This window comes from Mesonia sp. K4-1, assembly GCF_008017825.1.
Taxonomy (GTDB): Bacteria; Bacteroidota; Bacteroidia; order Flavobacteriales; family Flavobacteriaceae; genus Mesonia.
Genome location: NZ_VRLS01000047.1, coordinates 25,474 through 41,379, shown reverse-complemented (window position 1 = coordinate 41,379; position 15,906 = coordinate 25,474). Strand labels below are relative to the sequence as shown.

At 34.2% G+C, this 15,906-nt stretch carries 18 protein-coding genes; 6 read left to right on the top strand and 12 right to left on the bottom strand.

Annotated features, from left to right (window positions below; all coding sequences use genetic code 11):
* The 4 genes from FT986_RS15920 to FT986_RS08120 form a co-directional block, all read left to right on the top strand.
* On the top strand, positions 1-1,023 hold a 1,023-nt coding region (locus tag FT986_RS15920), incomplete at its 5' end, for a hypothetical protein (RefSeq protein WP_187248593.1).
* Between the two features lie 15 nt (positions 1,024-1,038).
* A complete protein-coding gene (locus FT986_RS08130) occupies positions 1,039-1,443 on the top strand; it encodes a hypothetical protein (RefSeq protein ID WP_147864649.1) in 405 nt (134 codons plus the stop codon).
* Positions 1,444-1,494: 51 nt separating this feature from the next.
* On the top strand, positions 1,495-1,734 hold the full coding sequence (locus tag FT986_RS08125; RefSeq protein WP_147864648.1) for a hypothetical protein: 240 nt from the start codon (positions 1,495-1,497) through the stop codon (positions 1,732-1,734).
* A gap of 9 nt (positions 1,735-1,743) precedes the next feature.
* On the top strand, positions 1,744-2,382 hold the full coding sequence (locus FT986_RS08120; protein ID WP_147864647.1) for a DUF6705 family protein: 639 nt from the start codon (positions 1,744-1,746) through the stop codon (positions 2,380-2,382).
* 37 nt (positions 2,383-2,419) lie between these two features.
* Here FT986_RS08120 and FT986_RS08115 read toward each other — a convergent pair whose 3' ends face one another.
* From FT986_RS08115 to FT986_RS08100, 4 genes are read right to left on the bottom strand one after another with little or no spacing between them, the layout of a single operon-like run.
* Complete coding sequence (locus FT986_RS08115) at positions 2,420-2,998, bottom strand: phosphatase PAP2 family protein (RefSeq protein ID WP_147864646.1); 579 nt, start codon at positions 2,996-2,998, stop codon at positions 2,420-2,422.
* A 5-nt stretch (positions 2,999-3,003) separates the two neighbouring features.
* Complete coding sequence (locus FT986_RS08110; RefSeq protein ID WP_147864645.1) at positions 3,004-3,231, bottom strand: hypothetical protein; 228 nt, start codon at positions 3,229-3,231, stop codon at positions 3,004-3,006.
* Positions 3,232-3,265: 34 nt separating this feature from the next.
* A complete protein-coding gene (locus FT986_RS08105; protein ID WP_147864644.1) occupies positions 3,266-4,009 on the bottom strand; it encodes a flavodoxin family protein in 744 nt (247 codons plus the stop codon).
* 4 nt (positions 4,010-4,013) lie between these two features.
* Complete coding sequence (locus FT986_RS08100) at positions 4,014-5,375, bottom strand: MATE family efflux transporter (protein ID WP_147864643.1); 1,362 nt, start codon at positions 5,373-5,375, stop codon at positions 4,014-4,016.
* A 128-nt stretch (positions 5,376-5,503) separates the two neighbouring features.
* On the opposite strand from FT986_RS08100, the gene FT986_RS08095 reads away from it, so the two are divergent.
* The gene (locus FT986_RS08095) at positions 5,504-6,100 is read left to right on the top strand and encodes a hypothetical protein (RefSeq protein ID WP_147864642.1); all 597 of its coding nucleotides are present in this window, start codon (positions 5,504-5,506) and stop codon (positions 6,098-6,100) included.
* Here FT986_RS08095 and FT986_RS08090 read toward each other — a convergent pair.
* Both FT986_RS08090 and FT986_RS08085 read right to left on the bottom strand, forming a co-directional pair.
* Complete coding sequence (locus tag FT986_RS08090) at positions 6,095-7,621, bottom strand: GH3 auxin-responsive promoter family protein (RefSeq protein WP_147864641.1); 1,527 nt, start codon at positions 7,619-7,621, stop codon at positions 6,095-6,097. The genes FT986_RS08095 and FT986_RS08090 overlap by 6 nt on opposite strands.
* 81 nt (positions 7,622-7,702) lie before the next feature.
* Entirely contained in the window at positions 7,703-8,581 is an 879-nt protein-coding gene (locus FT986_RS08085; RefSeq protein ID WP_147864650.1) for a PPK2 family polyphosphate kinase, read from the bottom strand.
* 80 nt (positions 8,582-8,661) lie between these two features.
* Here FT986_RS08085 and FT986_RS08080 point away from each other — a divergent pair, with 80 nt between their 5' ends.
* Positions 8,662-9,261, top strand: a complete 600-nt coding sequence (locus FT986_RS08080; RefSeq protein ID WP_147864640.1) for a hypothetical protein — start codon at positions 8,662-8,664, stop codon at positions 9,259-9,261.
* A 316-nt stretch (positions 9,262-9,577) separates the two neighbouring features.
* On the opposite strand, the gene FT986_RS08075 is transcribed toward FT986_RS08080, so the two are convergent.
* The 6 genes from FT986_RS08075 to FT986_RS08050 all read right to left on the bottom strand — a co-directional run bounded on the left by FT986_RS08075 (position 9,578) and on the right by FT986_RS08050 (position 15,875).
* Positions 9,578-10,744 (bottom strand): sigma-54 dependent transcriptional regulator, encoded by a 1,167-nt coding sequence (locus FT986_RS08075; RefSeq protein ID WP_111541987.1) that lies wholly within the window; start codon positions 10,742-10,744, stop codon positions 9,578-9,580.
* Positions 10,745-11,650 (bottom strand): DUF6268 family outer membrane beta-barrel protein, encoded by a 906-nt coding sequence (locus FT986_RS08070; RefSeq protein WP_147864639.1) that lies wholly within the window; start codon positions 11,648-11,650, stop codon positions 10,745-10,747.
* 96 nt (positions 11,651-11,746) lie between these two features.
* Positions 11,747-13,039: an ABC transporter permease gene (locus FT986_RS08065; protein WP_147864638.1), complete on the bottom strand. Its 1,293-nt coding sequence runs from the start codon at positions 13,037-13,039 to the stop codon at positions 11,747-11,749.
* A complete protein-coding gene (locus FT986_RS08060; RefSeq protein WP_147864637.1) occupies positions 13,032-13,961 on the bottom strand; it encodes an ABC transporter ATP-binding protein in 930 nt (309 codons plus the stop codon). Before FT986_RS08060 ends, FT986_RS08065 begins: the two co-directional genes overlap by 8 nt.
* Positions 13,962-14,132: 171 nt before the next feature.
* Complete coding sequence (dnaJ, locus tag FT986_RS08055; protein WP_147864636.1) at positions 14,133-15,251, bottom strand: molecular chaperone DnaJ; 1,119 nt, start codon at positions 15,249-15,251, stop codon at positions 14,133-14,135.
* Between the two features lie 24 nt (positions 15,252-15,275).
* Positions 15,276-15,875: a nucleotide exchange factor GrpE gene (locus tag FT986_RS08050; protein WP_245924783.1), complete on the bottom strand. Its 600-nt coding sequence runs from the start codon at positions 15,873-15,875 to the stop codon at positions 15,276-15,278.
* Positions 15,876-15,906 lie beyond the last annotated feature (31 nt).

Genomic DNA, 15,906 nt, shown 5'->3' with positions numbered 1-15,906 from the left:
CCCAACAACCCACAAAGTGGCTCCAACCCAGGTGGCGGGGGTGCAGGCCACGGTAACAATGAAGACCCAAGCAACACGACCATTACCAACCCTATACCTTGTTATAAAGTACAGGTGGATTGTGTGGAAGTGGAGGAAATTGAAGAAAATATGGAATTAATCTTAAATCAAGAACTCGATATTAATCCCTATTTAATAATTGATATAGATTGTGATCAAATTCAATACTGGCAAAACTTAGCTCAACATATTCCTCCTCAATCAGTAATTGATAAAATTGAAAATATAGACCAAAATAACACTACTCTATTTGGTGATTTTGATATACAATATATTGAAGATGCAGAAGGCGCTGTGGTAAATATGGATTATTTCCCTGTTGTTATAGATGTTTTACCCAACAATCCTCAAACTGGTCTACAGTTCACTCCTGATGAATTATTAGAATATATTCGGACAAATATTAATGATTTTGTAGATACAAATCAAACAAGTTTCGAACCGTATGATTATCTTGACACTGGGTATGATGAATATAATACTTGGTTCTCAAGTAACCCTTTGGGTGCAATACTTCATTTAGATATAAATGTGGTAGGCACACCTATATCAAATGATGGTTCTATTATATGTAGTGAGACAAATAATAATAATTGGATATTCACGACTATTGAGGCAGCCGGCGATTGGGATCATCCAGTAAGTGGAAATCGAGAAATTGGTTACTTTTATGCCCCCAATGATGGACCAAATGGATCTTATACTTATTATGCTAGAGGTGTTGATAGAGTAACTGAAGCTTTAGACATAGATATGGCTACATGGATGCAACTTGATAACCCTTTTCAAGGAGGTGATGGCTTGTGGTTTAGTTTTCAAAACGGAATTTCAAATTTTGTTAATGATCTTAATAATGGTGGTCTTGCTACAGCTTTACCTTATATTACTAACAGACCTAACTGGGAGGATGTTAAAGATGTACTTCTTGGAAACGCTCCCATTTCCGATTTGGGATGTGATTAAAATTTTAGGGATTATATGAAAAATTTAAAATTTATAGTAAACGTTTTTTTAATTACAATCATAATATTTTTATTTCAAAACTTTTTATGGTATATTTCTAATTACTTATATGGTAATACAGGAAGCTTAAATAATATTGTTTATAGCTTTATATATCTATTTATTTATTTTTTTACCTTCTACTTAATAATAGTGGGTTTCTATAACTTTATTTGTTTTCGTACAAATTTAAGTAATGTATCAAGATTTTTATTAGCACAAACTTTTAGTTTACTAGGATATATAATTTTTAGAGGAGGAGATATAATTGATGGTCAATTTACAGATAATTTTTCATTCAATGAAATGGCAGTATTTTTAATTACGGGAGTTATGCTCTTTTTTCTTTCAGAAAAATTTACTGTTAAAAACAAAAGTTAAATTTTATCATATTCTTAAAAAAAAATTCCTCCTCCACATTAAAATGACTTGATGTTTTTAGAAGTGATTGGCTTACAGATTGGAATGAATAATATGCCAGAAAATATAAAAATAAGTAACTTAAAACCCAACCTTAAACCGTTGGTTTTTGTATATTTAGAGGAAAAAGTCATTAATGAAATTGGGGTCTATAAGGCCAATTTAAATAGTAATAATGATATAGAAAATTGGTCAAAACTTGTTTATGATCCTTCCGGTCAAGAAGCTATAACTGAAGAAGAATGCGAATAAAACAACAATATGAAAACGATCTCAACATTATTACTTCTAACCATTAGTTTTGCTTGTAAAGCCCAAACTCCCATATTGCCAAGATATGATAATCCAGATTTTGGAGACATTGAAGGAGCTTACTATAAAGATACATTCAACGATTATGACCACTTTGAAGGTAGTTGGCAGTACACCAACGGAAATTCCTTATTTAAAGTATTATTACAAAAAAAAGAAATGGTATATGTTGAAGCCTCTTTGGGCGGATCCAGTTATTATGTCGACATGCTCATTGGAGAATACCAGTATGTAGAGAACGGAGTGGAAAAAGTAAATACTTTACCAAATATGAATATTACATATAATAATCCTCGTAAGCATAATATTTCAGGAGGCATAATCACTAAATACAATGCTAATGTCCCTAGCATTTGTATTGGGTGTCAACCTGGAGAGGTTATGGTGGATTTAATTCTGCAAGAACCTAATGTAGAAATACCAGGTGCTTATATTAGAATATATTTTAGGTATTTTATAGAGAATGGGATAGAAAAATTAGAAACAAACGCTCACTTAAGCGGTAGACCAAGTTACCCTATTGGAGAAACTGTTAATAACAACTACAGTATTCCACTAGATACTACATTTATTTTAGTGAAACAGTAAAAATCACAAAACTTAAATTTTAAACAAAAACCCAACCTTAAACGGTTGGGCTTTGCTCTGTAAAATATTTATAATTAATAAATTTAAAAAGCTGATAAAATATTACGCCAATTAAAGTCCCAATTACTATTCCTGTTAAAACATCACCTGGATAATGTACGCCAACGTAAATGCGACTATAACTTACCACCAATGCCCAAACAAGCATAAATGCAAAAATATATTTATAAAAACGCTTTAAAAGTAATCCTATAAAAATAGCGAGAGCCGTACTGCTTGCTGCGTGAGCTGAGAAATAACCATAACGGCCGCAACGCACCGCGATATAACGCGCTTGCTCAATAAAATCTTCTTGGCAAGGTCGGGGTCTTTGAAAACCGTGTTTAAATACGTTGGCTAATTGATCGGTACAGGTAATCATTCCTGCTACCAATACTAAAATAACTAGCGTAGGTTTTAAGCCGTAGCTTTTATAAAGCAGGTAAAGTAAAACCGCATATAAAGGAATAGAAGCTAATTTATCGGTAATAAAAAGCCAAAAACCATCCCAAGTAGTTGTTCCTAGATTGTTAAGAAATATAAATAGTTCTTCGTCTAGTTGCATTAACTCTTCCATACCAACTAATCTTGATAACGTTCTACTTCACGATCATAGAATTGTGATGCATCTTCGATCAAGATTTCTGCTTCACTAGCCAATTCTTTTTCATCGTTAGCATCAAAATCTTCCAGCCATTCTACCTCATCATCTTGTAAATTGATGATAAAACGAGGAAATTGCGTATGTACTACAAAAATAGCATCAGGAAAATCGGTGTTATCGGCTAATAAGTATTTTGGGAATTCCATAAAGGGCGGTAATATTTAATTTTGAAAGTTTTATTTATTTTTTTTTACGATACTCAGGGTTTTCAAATTCCCAACGAGAGCCATCGTCCCATTTTTCTCGGGAATTTCCGTAATTGGAGTATCCTTTTTGCTGTTTTATTGTATTTGCTAAATGAAGCAAATTATAAGTCATAAAGGTAGTATTTCTATTGGTAAAACTAGAATCAAAACCTACTGGAGGTTGCTTTTTTTCTCCCTTCCATTCGGTGTCTCCATAACTAGGACCTGGTCCTACTTCACCAATCCATCCGCAATCTGCTTGAGGCGGAATAGAATAGCCTACGTGTTGTAGCGAATATAGAATACCCATAGCGCAATGTTTTACTCCATCTTCATTTCCTGTGATAATAGAACCTCCCACTTTTCCGTAAAAAACATATTGCCCTTTCTCATTTGTTTTTCCGCTCATAGCATATAAACGTTCGATGAGTTTTTGACATATAGAAGATTTCTCTCCTAGCCAAATAGGTGTTCCTACAACCAAAATATCTGCATCCATTATTTTTTCAAATAAGGCTGGCCATTCATCGTTTTCCCATCCGTGTTCAGTCATATCGGGATAAACTCCCGTAGCTACATCGTGATCTATTAATCGGATTTCTTCTACACTCACATTTTCTTTTCCCATAATTTCTTTAGAAACCTGAATTAGTGTAGAGGTATGGCTTTTTTGAGGGGACTTTTTTAAAGTGCAATTGATATAAATTGCTTTTAAGTTACTGAAATCTGGTTTTTTCATCTCCTTACATTTTAGGTGCTATGCTAGCATGCTGAATCATTTTTTTACTAAGATAAGCAAACCGAATATACAACATTATTGCTGAAGCAGATAGACCTGCCAAAAGTCCTAACCAAATTCCCATACTCCCTAAGGCTTCTGCTTTTCCTAAATAATAAGAAATTGGAAAACCAATAATCCAATAGGAAATAAAGCAAATCATCGTTGGCATACGCACATCTTGCAATCCGCGTAAAGCACCTAAAATCACTACTTGCAGGCCATCACTTAATTGAAATAATGCCGCTACAATTAAAAGTTGTGAAGCTAAAAAGATAACTTCGGCATTATCAATATAAATTAGCGGCAAGAGATCTTTAAGCAAAATAAAGCCAATTGCAAATATCGCTTCTATGAGAAATACCAGTAAAAAAGTAGAGATAGCAATTCTTCTTAATTCTTTAAAGTTCCCCATCCCCTTTTGGTTACCCACACGTATGGTTGCCGTAACTCCTATTCCAACCGCAATCATAAATGTCATGGAGGCTAAGTTGAGCGCCACTTGATTAGCCGCTTGAGGGTTTGTCCCTAAGGTGCCTGCTAAGAAAATAGAAGCGGTAAAAATTCCTACTTCAAATAACATTTGCAAGGCTGTAGGAAAACCTAAATCCCACAAACGCTTAAAAACTTTCTTTTGAAGTGACTTTTTAGCCCATACAAAATAGGTGGCGAATTTTTTCTTTGATTTTAAAATATAGAAGAGAAAAAATAGCATAAATACTCGAGAAATCAATGTACCAATTGCTGCACCTTCTAATTCTAAACGAGGAAAAATCCAAACCCCGTAAATTAGCAAATAATTAAAAAGCACATTGACCAAATTGGCTATTATCGTAGCGTACATCGCATATTTGGTTTGTGAAAGTCCGTCGCCAAATTGTTTAAAAGCTTGAAAAATCATTAATGGTATTAATGAAAAGGCTACAATATCGATATATGGCATCGCAAGGTTGACTACTTCTTCAGGCTGATCTAAATGATACAATAAGGGTTTACACGCTAATAGCAATAGAAAAAGTAAAATTCCGTTAAGGCAGCACATCACAATCCCGTGTTGAAAAAAAGAACGTCCTTTTTCAATATCTTTTGCGCCGTCTGCTTCCGCAATAAGCGGGGTAATGGCAAAACTAAAACCTATACCTATAGAGAGCGCTATAAATACCAAACTGTTTCCTAGTGAAACTGCAGCCAATGGTGCGGCCCCTAATTGCCCTACCATAATATTATCGGCCAATCCTACTAAAACATGACCTAATTGCCCCATCATCACAGGAAAAGCAATGTTTAGATTTTTCTTAAACTCCTTGGTATAATTAGATAGTTGCACCTTGCTAAATTTTGGGCAAAGATATTTTAAATATGTGCAACCTTATATAGTTTTAAAATAAGTTTTATGATGACTTTAATAAAAAATAGAGATGAATTGAATAATTTACTAAAAAAATAAAAAACGATTTGTACACTAACAAAGTTATTCCTAAAGTTATCTTACCTGAAGTTGAAAAAGCACTTTCCTTTTATCCTGAATTGAAGGATGTTCCCATTACTTTTCAGTTTAAAAAAAGCATTAAAAAATCTACTATGCAGGCTCAACCCAAGTATAAAAGCTTTTTTATGCCGAAACATAAAAGGGAGTATATTATTTTAATTAGTAATAAATTTCATATTGAACAAGAGGAGTACAAGATTACCGACATGGACAAAGATGTGCTTACTGGGTGGATTGGTCACGAATTAGGTCACGTGATGGATTATAAAGATCGCAGTACTATTGGAATGCTTATTTTTGGATTAAAGTACTTATTTTCTTCAGCGCATATTCAAGAAGTAGAACGCGCTGCCGATACCTATGCTGTGCAACATGGGATGCATAAATACATTTTAGCTACTAAAGATTTTATTTTAAATAACACCCATATTTCTGCAGCGTATAAAGCTCGTATAAAGCGTTTATATATGTCTCCCGAAGAAATTATGGAGCTGGTAAATACGCTTGGGCCTAAAAAAACGGAAGAAGAAGTAGATAAGGAATTGGAGAAATCTGCTTTATAGGTTCTCTATAAAGTCTTGGAATTCCTTTAATTTTTCTTCTTTCATCACCTTTTCCATCTTTACTTGTCCGCCTTTTTTCTTATTGGCTCCACTCCATTCGTAAAAAGTGTTTAGCGGTAGAACTTTGACTTTTACCCCTTTCAATGCTTTTCCCCTAGCCACTCTATAGTTTTTATTGGCATTTTTTAGGCTTTCATCTAGCTTATTGGCCAGTTCTTGTTCACTAAAATTTAATTCACTGTCTGAGCCTAAATACCATTGGTGGTAAAATTCATTATCAATTTTAATTGCTCCTACCGTAAACTCTGGCAACTGTATATCGTAAATATCCTCTAAATCTTTGATGGCGTCATTCATTTTATTTACTGAAAGTTGAGACCCCACTACATTGAGGAAAAATTTAGTTCTTCCTGTAATTTTAATTTCGGCTCTCTCTTTATCGGTAAATGCAATCGTATCTCCAATGATATAACGCCAAGCTCCAGCAACCGTACTCATAAGCAATACATAGTCTTTTCCTTCTTCTACCTCATCGATAGTTTGTACAGGAGCATCTTCTGTTAGCGAACCATCTTGCTGAATATAATCTGGGTGGAAGGGAACAAACTCAAAGAAAATTCCGTTATCTACCACTAATTTCATAGCGTGTGTTTCAGGTCGGTTTTGAAAAGCTATAAATCCTTCTGAAGCTAAATAGGTATCGATCACAGTAATAGGTTTACCCAACAAGGCATTAAAACTTTTTTCATAAGGCTCAAAAGCTACACCTCCTGAAGTGTACACTTGTAAATTGGGCCATATTTCGTGAATATGAGCAGCTTTATGGTAAGCAATCACTTCTTTTAACATCAATTCCATCCAAGAAGGGATTCCGCTTAAAGCGCCAATATCCCAATTCTTAGCATTTTCGGCAATGTGTCTTATACGCTCATCCCAGTCATCTATTTTTGCAATATCTTCTCCAGGCTTGTAATATCCTTTAAACCAAAAAGGAATATTACTTGCACTTATACCGCTTATCTCTCCTTCTAAATGTCCTTCGTGTTCTTTTAAATTGGTTGAACTTCCTAACATCATTATTTCCTTCTCAAAAAAATCTGATGGTAAATCAAAATTAGAAAGTGCAGTAACTTGTTTAATTCCTGCTTGGCGAATGGCATCTATCATTTCTTCCGTTACCGGAATTCTTTTGCTGGTTTTCCCTGTAGTACCCGAACTTAAGGCATAATAACTTGGAGAACCTGGCCAGGTAATATCTTCGCTACCTTCGTGCAACTGGCTCCACCAACGTTCATTTAAAGTATGGTAATCAAAATAAGGAACTTTTTCTTGAAAGGTTTTTACCACATCCCCTGATTCTAAAATACTTGAGAAGTTATAAAATTTACCAAAGGAAGTGTCTTGCGCTTTTTCTAGCAATTGTTTTAAAACTTTCCCCTGACTTTCAGCTGCATTTACTTCTGTAGAAATGCTGCCCGTCACGTCAATAACTTTTTTAATGATAGATCCAATAATTGCCATAGCGTAATATTTTTATCAAATATAATTTTAAACTTTTTTGTGTAAGAAGAGCCTTCTATAAAAGTTTGTTAATAATGCTTGCTACTCATTAGACAATTCATTTATATAATGTTGTAAATGTTCTAAAACCTTTGGTTCTACGGTTGGTTCTTGTACATCTGCATATTCTTGTAGCTTTTCATGTAATATTTTTGCTACTAAATACCGTGCGGTATCTTTGTCGTCTGAAGGGATTATATACCAAGGTGCTTTCTCTGTAGAGGTTTTATTGATTGCTTTTTCATAGCAGTTTTGGTATTCATCCCATAGTTTTCGCTCTTCTAAATCTCCTGGAGAAAATTTCCAAGTCTTCTCTGGTTTTTGTAAACGTCTAAGGAGTCTGCTTTTTTGTTCTTCCTTAGAAATGTGGAGAAAAAACTTAAAAATAATAGTGCCATTTTGAACTAGTGTCTTTTCAAAATTTTTAATCTCTTCCATTCTAGTTTCCCAAAATACTTCATCAATATCTTCTAAACTTTGAATGTGGGGTATATTTTCTCCCAAAATATATTCGGGATGGACTCTTGTGACCAATACATTTTCATAATGGGTCCTATTAAACACTCCAAATTTTCCTCGTTCAGGTAAGGCAATATAATGTCTCCATAAGTAATTGTGACGTAATTCTTTTTTTGAAGGTGTTTTAAAACTATGCACCACTACTCCTCTAGAGTTAAAGCCTTGAAACACCTCTCGTATTAAACTATCTTTTCCTGAAGTATCCATTCCTTGTAGACAAACCAATACCGAATATTTCCCGTGAGCGTAAAGTTTATCTTGCCATGTGGCTAAGGCTTTTCTGGTGTTTTTAAGTTCCTTTTTGATGGTTTTTTCTTCCGCGTTAAGAGAAAATGTGGTGTTTACTTCTTTTATTTTGATAGGTTGATTGACCCTAAATTGATTGCTTTTAATATCTTTCATCATAAATATGGATTAGAAACCTAAATATACAATCTTTAAGACACTTTATTTTTTTATCTTAGCGCCCTAAAATTTTTACATTGAATAAAGAAGTTATCATAAATCGTGTTGCCGAAATTTTAAAAGAAACACCGGCATCGATGCAGATTGTTAAAAAAGGCGGGGATCGTGATGCTCGTTTTAAATATTTAGCACAACATATGGTTGAAAAAGCTATCGATAATGATGCATTGATTCTTTCTTCTAATAAAATGGGTATTGCTATTGTTTTACGCAAGAGTAAAAGTAAAACCAGTTTTTTTAAAGAAATCTTTGAAAATATTAAACTGGTGCTCAATGTAACTGGTTTTAAAAATGTGTTGACTATTTTAAAAAACCAGAAATACATAAAAAATCAACGTCCCGATAACGAAGATTATTTATATTGTTGGTTTTGGGGAATTTCTAAAGGTGCTCGCGGCGCCGACACCCAAGTGGGTAAAGAGATGAAAGATGAATTTCTACGTCGTGCTCATTTATACAATTTACCGCTTTATGCAGAAACACAAACCCGAAGAAATACAATTGTTTATCAAAAATTTGGGTTCGATTTGTTTCATACTTGGAATCGAGAGGATGGGAAAACCATGTATTTTATGAAATACGACCCTACTACGCAAGAAGATAAATTCACCAAATAAGTTGGTTCTAATATTGGGTAAAGAAAACCAAGACTAAAGATAACATTACATTTGCCTAGCGCTCACAATCTACCACTGTTTTATATGAGCGCATTAATTAATTTTTTCAGTAGAAAAATATTTTTGTAGTATCGAGATTCGGTTCATTAATAAAAAGTTTTAGCTCGATAAAAACTAGTATTCAAAATCTGAATTAATCAACTATTACACGCCCACGAAAGATGTAATAATTTTCGGTTTTTGATCAATCCCATTTTCTTAAACAAAGCTTGTAATCTCCATATAGATTCCACTTTTACTAGAATGATATTGAAGTTTATTTACCTGCAAATAATTTTACCGTTTTATCATCTATAGTTTGTGTGGTGCTTAATATAATTAAACGCTCTACCACATTTCTTAACTCTCTAATATTACCTGTCCAGTCATATTCTTTTAAGAGTTCTAAGGCCTCTTTGGAGAAGCTTTTCACAGCAGTACCTTGTTCTTTGGCTATTTTTTCAGCAAAATAAGAAATCAACAGAGGAATATCTGTTCTTCTATCGTTAAGCTGAGGTACTTCGATGAGAATTACCGCTAAACGATGGTATAAATCTTCTCTAAAATTCTTTTCTTTAATTTCCTCTTTTAAGTCCTTATTGGTCGCCGCAATTACCCTTACATCTACTTTTATATCTTTATCGCTCCCAACACGTTGAATTTTATTTTCTTGTAAAGCCCGTAATACTTTCGCTTGCGCGGAAAGCGACATATCCCCTATTTCGTCTAAGAAAATGGTTCCTCCGTTAGCAGCCTCAAACTTTCCTGCCCTGTCTTTATTAGCGGATGTAAAAGCACCTTTAACGTGACCAAATAGTTCGCTTTCTATGAGTTCTGCCGGTATAGCAGCACAATTCACCTCTATAATGTTTCCTTTAGATCTATTACTTTTTTGGTGTAGCCAATGAGCTACCAACTCTTTTCCCGTTCCATTGTCTCCCGTGATAAGCACTCGAGCTTCTGTAGGAGCTACTTTCTCTATCATTTCTTTGATTTTCTCTATTTCTGGAGAATCACCAATCATTTGATAGTTCTTACCTACTTTTTTCTTTAATCGCTGGTTTTCTACGACCAGTTCTTTTCGGTCTAAAGCAATTCTAACGGTATTCAATAACCTATTTAAATCTGGCGGTTTAGAAATATAATCAAAAGCACCTTTTTTCATGGTTTCCACGGCAGTGTCTAAATCACCGTGACCAGAAATCATAACCATAGGGATTTCAGGTTTTATTTTTTTAATAGCCTCTAGCACTTCAACACCATCCATTTTGGGCATCTTGATGTCACAAAGTACCAAATCGTAATCTTGATCTTTTATTTTTTCTATTCCCTCAAGACCATCTTCAGCTTCAGCTAACTCATAGGTTTTACTTTCTTCTGATAAAATCTTCACCAATACTCTACGTATGGCAGCTTCGTCTTCGATTATTAAAATTTTAGGCATCTATATTTTAAATTTTATTCCTGTTCTTATGTAAAAAGTATTGTCGTTTTCAATAACGTACACATCTTCTCTATTGTTATCTCTAATTCTGTATTCATTGTAAACCGTATGTCCTGCATAAAGGTAATATTGCAAGTGGTCTGTAAAATAGAACTCATAACCCAGCCCTATTACTACATTGGTCATTGATATGTTTTCACCTACCCTATCGTTATTTGGAATCCTAACATTATCTTGAATATTGGCGAAAAAATTATCTAAAGTGGCAAAAGCCTGCAGGTGGTTTTTTTCGTTAAAGGTATATCTTATTAAGGTTTTTGGAACTCCTACTGTATACGACCAAGTTTCGTTTATTTTTCTAAAATAATTTACTAATGGGATGGGATAATTTCTCCCTGGTGTCGTGCTATAAACCAAGCCTAAAATTAACCTATAAGGTTTTCCTACAACTGCACCTTCTTCGTTTCTTTCCTTTACATCATTAATAGCGTAAAGTGCTCCCATATAAATAAAGTCGTCCTTTCCTAAACTAGTATTTAAAGTAGATGCAATTCTTACTCCTCCTTTTCCTGCAATACGCCAATTGGTATTTTTAAGCTTCTTTACGTATCCTAAAGAAGCTTCTATTCTTTGTGTAGATTTAATTCTTTCTCTATTGAAGGGAACGTCCTCTCTAAAGTCTAGATCTAATTTGCGATATTCTGCTCCAAAAATGAGGTAGTCATCCTTTATAGGAATGGGAGCTTGTATTAGAGCTCTAAATCTATTTAAAGACTGATCGCCATCGCTAAACGGAACTCGCATATACTCTACTCTTGCAAGGTCTGTAGTTTGTGCTTTCAACCCAAATAAACAGGTAGAAAACAGTAGTAGCAATAAACTGTTAGCTCTAAAGAAATCTTTCATATAAATTTTGAAGTGGTTAGTTGGTACCCAATATAGGTATTTACAACAGACTCTTTAAAGCATTAACTTATATTTGACGCTATTTCGTATATTTTATTAATATTTTAACCATTTAAATAATTCTTTATAGGTTGGCTTTTTACCATACATGAGAATACCAACACGATAAATTTTTGCTGCCATCCAAATCACTAAAAATACCGAAGCAAATAAAATACCTAAAGAAATAAGAACCTCCCACCAAGCAACCCCAAATGGAATACGCATTAACATTACAATAGGTGATGTAAGCGGTATGTACGAAAATATAGTTGCCACAATACCATGTGGATTTTCTACTACCGAAAAGAAGCCTACATAAATCCCCAACATTAAAGGCAAAATTACCGGAAACATAAATTGTTGCGTATCGGTTTCACTATCTACTGCAGCGCCTATGGCTGCATAAATCGAACTATATAAGAAGTAGCCTCCAATAAAATAGACCAAGAAAGCTACAATAATACTCGCCAATGGGAGTTGAAGAACATCATTTACCAATAATTGTATTTCATCTGGATTTACAGAATTCGCCGCAGCCTCCCCTTGAATAGAAGTACTTTCTATCCCAAAAATGGCAGTGACAGAAAATAAAAGAATGCTTCCGAATATAATCCATATGACAAACTGAGTAATTCCTGCAAAACTGGTTCCCAAAATTTTCCCCAACATTAGTTGAATCGGCTTGACCGAAGAAATAATAATTTCTATAATTCGGTTTGTTTTTTCTTCAATCACACTGCGCATGACCATATTACCATAAATAATAATAAACATCATCAATAAATAGCCTGCCGCTCCGCCAAAAAACATTTTCACATAGCTTGCCATCTTAGAGGTAGCTTCGCCCGAAAAGTTTTCCATTTTAATGTTTACTTTCGCTTTAGCATTATCTATAGTCGCTAAATTTACTCCAGTGCTTTCTAATTTTCTATCGGTAAGCACATTGCTTATTTTCTGCTCTAAATCCGATAAGAAAAAGTTACTGGGAGCTTCTTGTGCAAAGAACTCTATATGACTGGCAATCTCTTCATCTGTTTTGCCTGCGGGAATATAAAGCAACCCATAATACTCTCTTTTATCTACCGAATCTATGGCTGTGTTTAATTCTAAATCAGAAAAATTAAGATATACGGTATTTTTTTGATCTTGAAGTTCATCAAAAACCATATTGGTAACATCGTGCACACCAATAATTTTTTCTTCGTCGTTATTTAAACTCGTAAGGTATGCGATTAACATAATCATACCCACCATAATTACAGGGCTTAAAAATGTCATAACCACAAAAGTTTTATTTCTTACTCTCGCTAAATACTCCCTCTTTATAATTAATTTAAGGTTACGCATGTTGTCCTACAGTTTTAATAAATATATCGTTTACAGAAGGTACTACTTCTACAAAATGATTGACTTGACCGAGTGTAATTAAGTGATGAAGCAAATCGTTAGCGCTCGAATTTTCAGGAATTTTTATATGAAGTTTTACATCTTCGTGAATACTGTGATAATGTGCCGGAGTTACTTCAAAATGCTGGTTTAAATTCTCTAACATTTCATTTCGCTGCCGCGGACTTATTCCTACTTGGTAGGTATTAGACCTAAAATCTTTTTTAATATCGGCCACTTTTCCATCTAACATTTTATTAGACTTATGGATGAGTGCCATATAATCACAAAGCTCTTCTACGCTTTCCATACGGTGAGTAGAAAATAGAATGGTTGCACCGTCTTCTTTTAACTGAAGTATTTGATCTTTTATTAAATTCGCATTAACGGGGTCAAAGCCACTAAAAGGTTCGTCAAAAATCAATAATTTAGGTTGATGAATTACCGTAACAATAAATTGAATTTTTTGAGCCATGCCTTTAGAAAGCTCTTGTATTTTTTTGTTCCACCAATCCCCAATCTCCAATCGATCAAACCAATATTTTAATCTAGAAGTAGCTTCTTTTTTGGAGAGCCCTTTTAATTGAGCTAAGTACAATACCTGTTCTCCTACTTTCATGCTTTTATATAGACCACGCTCTTCTGGCAGGTAACCAATATGTTGCACGTCACTAGGCTGCAAAGGCTGACCATCTAGTAATACCTTACCAGTATCTGGCATTGTAATTTGATTAATTATTCTTATAAACGTGGTTTTACCAGCTCCATTTGGCCCTAAGAGTCCAAATATACTTTGTTCTGGCACTTCTATAGAAAGATTATTTATCGCTTTATAATCTCCGTATGATTTTGACACGTTTTGTGCTACGAGTAAATTCTTCATAGTTGCTTTTGAGTGGATAAAGGTAACAAAACTGAAGTCTTTTAAAATACAAAACCCACCCTTAAATCTAGCGGAAATAAGGGTGGGAAAAAAATTGCTATGAAAAAGAAAATACCACTATAATTAAATAGTGATATTCAAATATATATAAAATTTTGTTAATAAATTAACTTATGAAAACATATCTTTAACTTTTTCAAAAAATGATTTATCGCTTTTTTCAGGATTTGGCTCAAAGTTACTATCACCACTCATTTGTTCAAAAAAGTCTTTTTGTTCTTTAGATAAGGTTTTAGGAGTCCATACATTTACGTGAACTAGTAAATCACCCTTACCGTAACCATTAATGCTTGGAATTCCTTTTCCGCGTAAGCGTAAAATTTTACCACTTTGAACTCCTGGTTCTATTTTGATTCTTACTTTACCATTTACGGTTTGGATTTCTTTAGATGCTCCTAAGGCAGCCTCAGAAAAACTTACGTAAAGATCATAATGTAAATTATCTCCTTCACGTTGTAATTGATCGTGTTCTTTTTCTTCAATGGCTACTAATAAATCTCCTGCAATACCGTTACCTGGTGCATCGTTTCCTTTGCCAGAAACTTTTAACTGCATTCCTTCTACTACTCCTGGTGGGATTTTTATAGAAACTGTTTCTTCATGAACTTTTAAACCTTGAGCATCTGCATCGGCAGGTTTTTTATCGATCATTTGTCCAGATCCTCCACATACATTACAAGGAGCTGCTGTTTGCATTCTCCCTAGAATAGTGTTGGTTACTCGGGTTACTTGCCCCATACCATTACAGGTAGAACAGGTTTTATATGTAGTCCCTTCTGCTTGAACTTTTCTTTTAACTTTTATCTTTTTTTCGGCACCAGTAGCAATTTCCTCTAAGGTAAGTTTTACACGAATACGTAAGTTGCTTCCTTTAGCGCGACGTTGACCTCCACCGAAGCCTCCAAAACCTCCGCCTCCGCCACCAAAGGCTGAGCCAAAGATATCGCCAAACTGACTAAAGATATCGTCCATATTCATGCTTCCTCCACCGCCAAAGCCACCAGAACCATCAAATGCAGCGTGACCCATCTGGTCGTAACGTGCTTTTTTGTCAGGGTTGCTCAAAACATCATAAGCTTCTGCAGCTTTCTTAAACATGTCTTCGGCTTTGGTATCATCTGGATTTTTATCGGGATGATATTTTACCGCCATTTTGCGATATGCTTTTTTAATTTCTGCTGCAGTAGCGCCTTTGCTAATTCCTAATATGTCGTAATAATCTTCTTTCATCAAATTTAATTTTTATGAGATACCTTATTTACCAGTTACTACTTTTGGATATCTAATAATTTTTTCTCCTAAGGTATATCCTTTTTCTACTACGTCTACAATCTTACCTTTCATTTTCTTATCTGGAGCAGGAATTTGTGTGATTGCTTCGTGTAAATCTGCATCAAATTTATCTCCAGCTTTAACAGCGATAGGCTCTAATCCTTTACTCTTAAGAGTTTCTCTTAGTTTATTACTGATTAACTCTACACCTGTAAGCAAGTTTTTGTCTTCGGTTTTCTGGATTTCAACCAAAGCTCTATCGAAATCATCTAATACAGGAAGCATAGATTGCATTACTTCTTGACCTGCTGTTTTGAAAAGCTCTATACGTTCTTTACTTGTTCTACGCTTATAGTTTTCAAATTCAGCAAAAAGACGTAAAAACTTATCTTTTTCTTTCTCTACTTCTTGTTTAAGCTTTTCCTCTTCAGACAGTTGCTCTTCTTCTGCTTCCGCGGAAGCTTCTTGATTTTCAACATCTTCAATTGCCTGATCTAAAGTCTCTTCTACTTGATCTTTCAAAGATTCTTTTGCCTGTGATTCTTTATCTTTACTCATCGATTTTCTAAATTTTTCAAACATAATGGCAAATCTACTGCCATTGTTGTAAAAA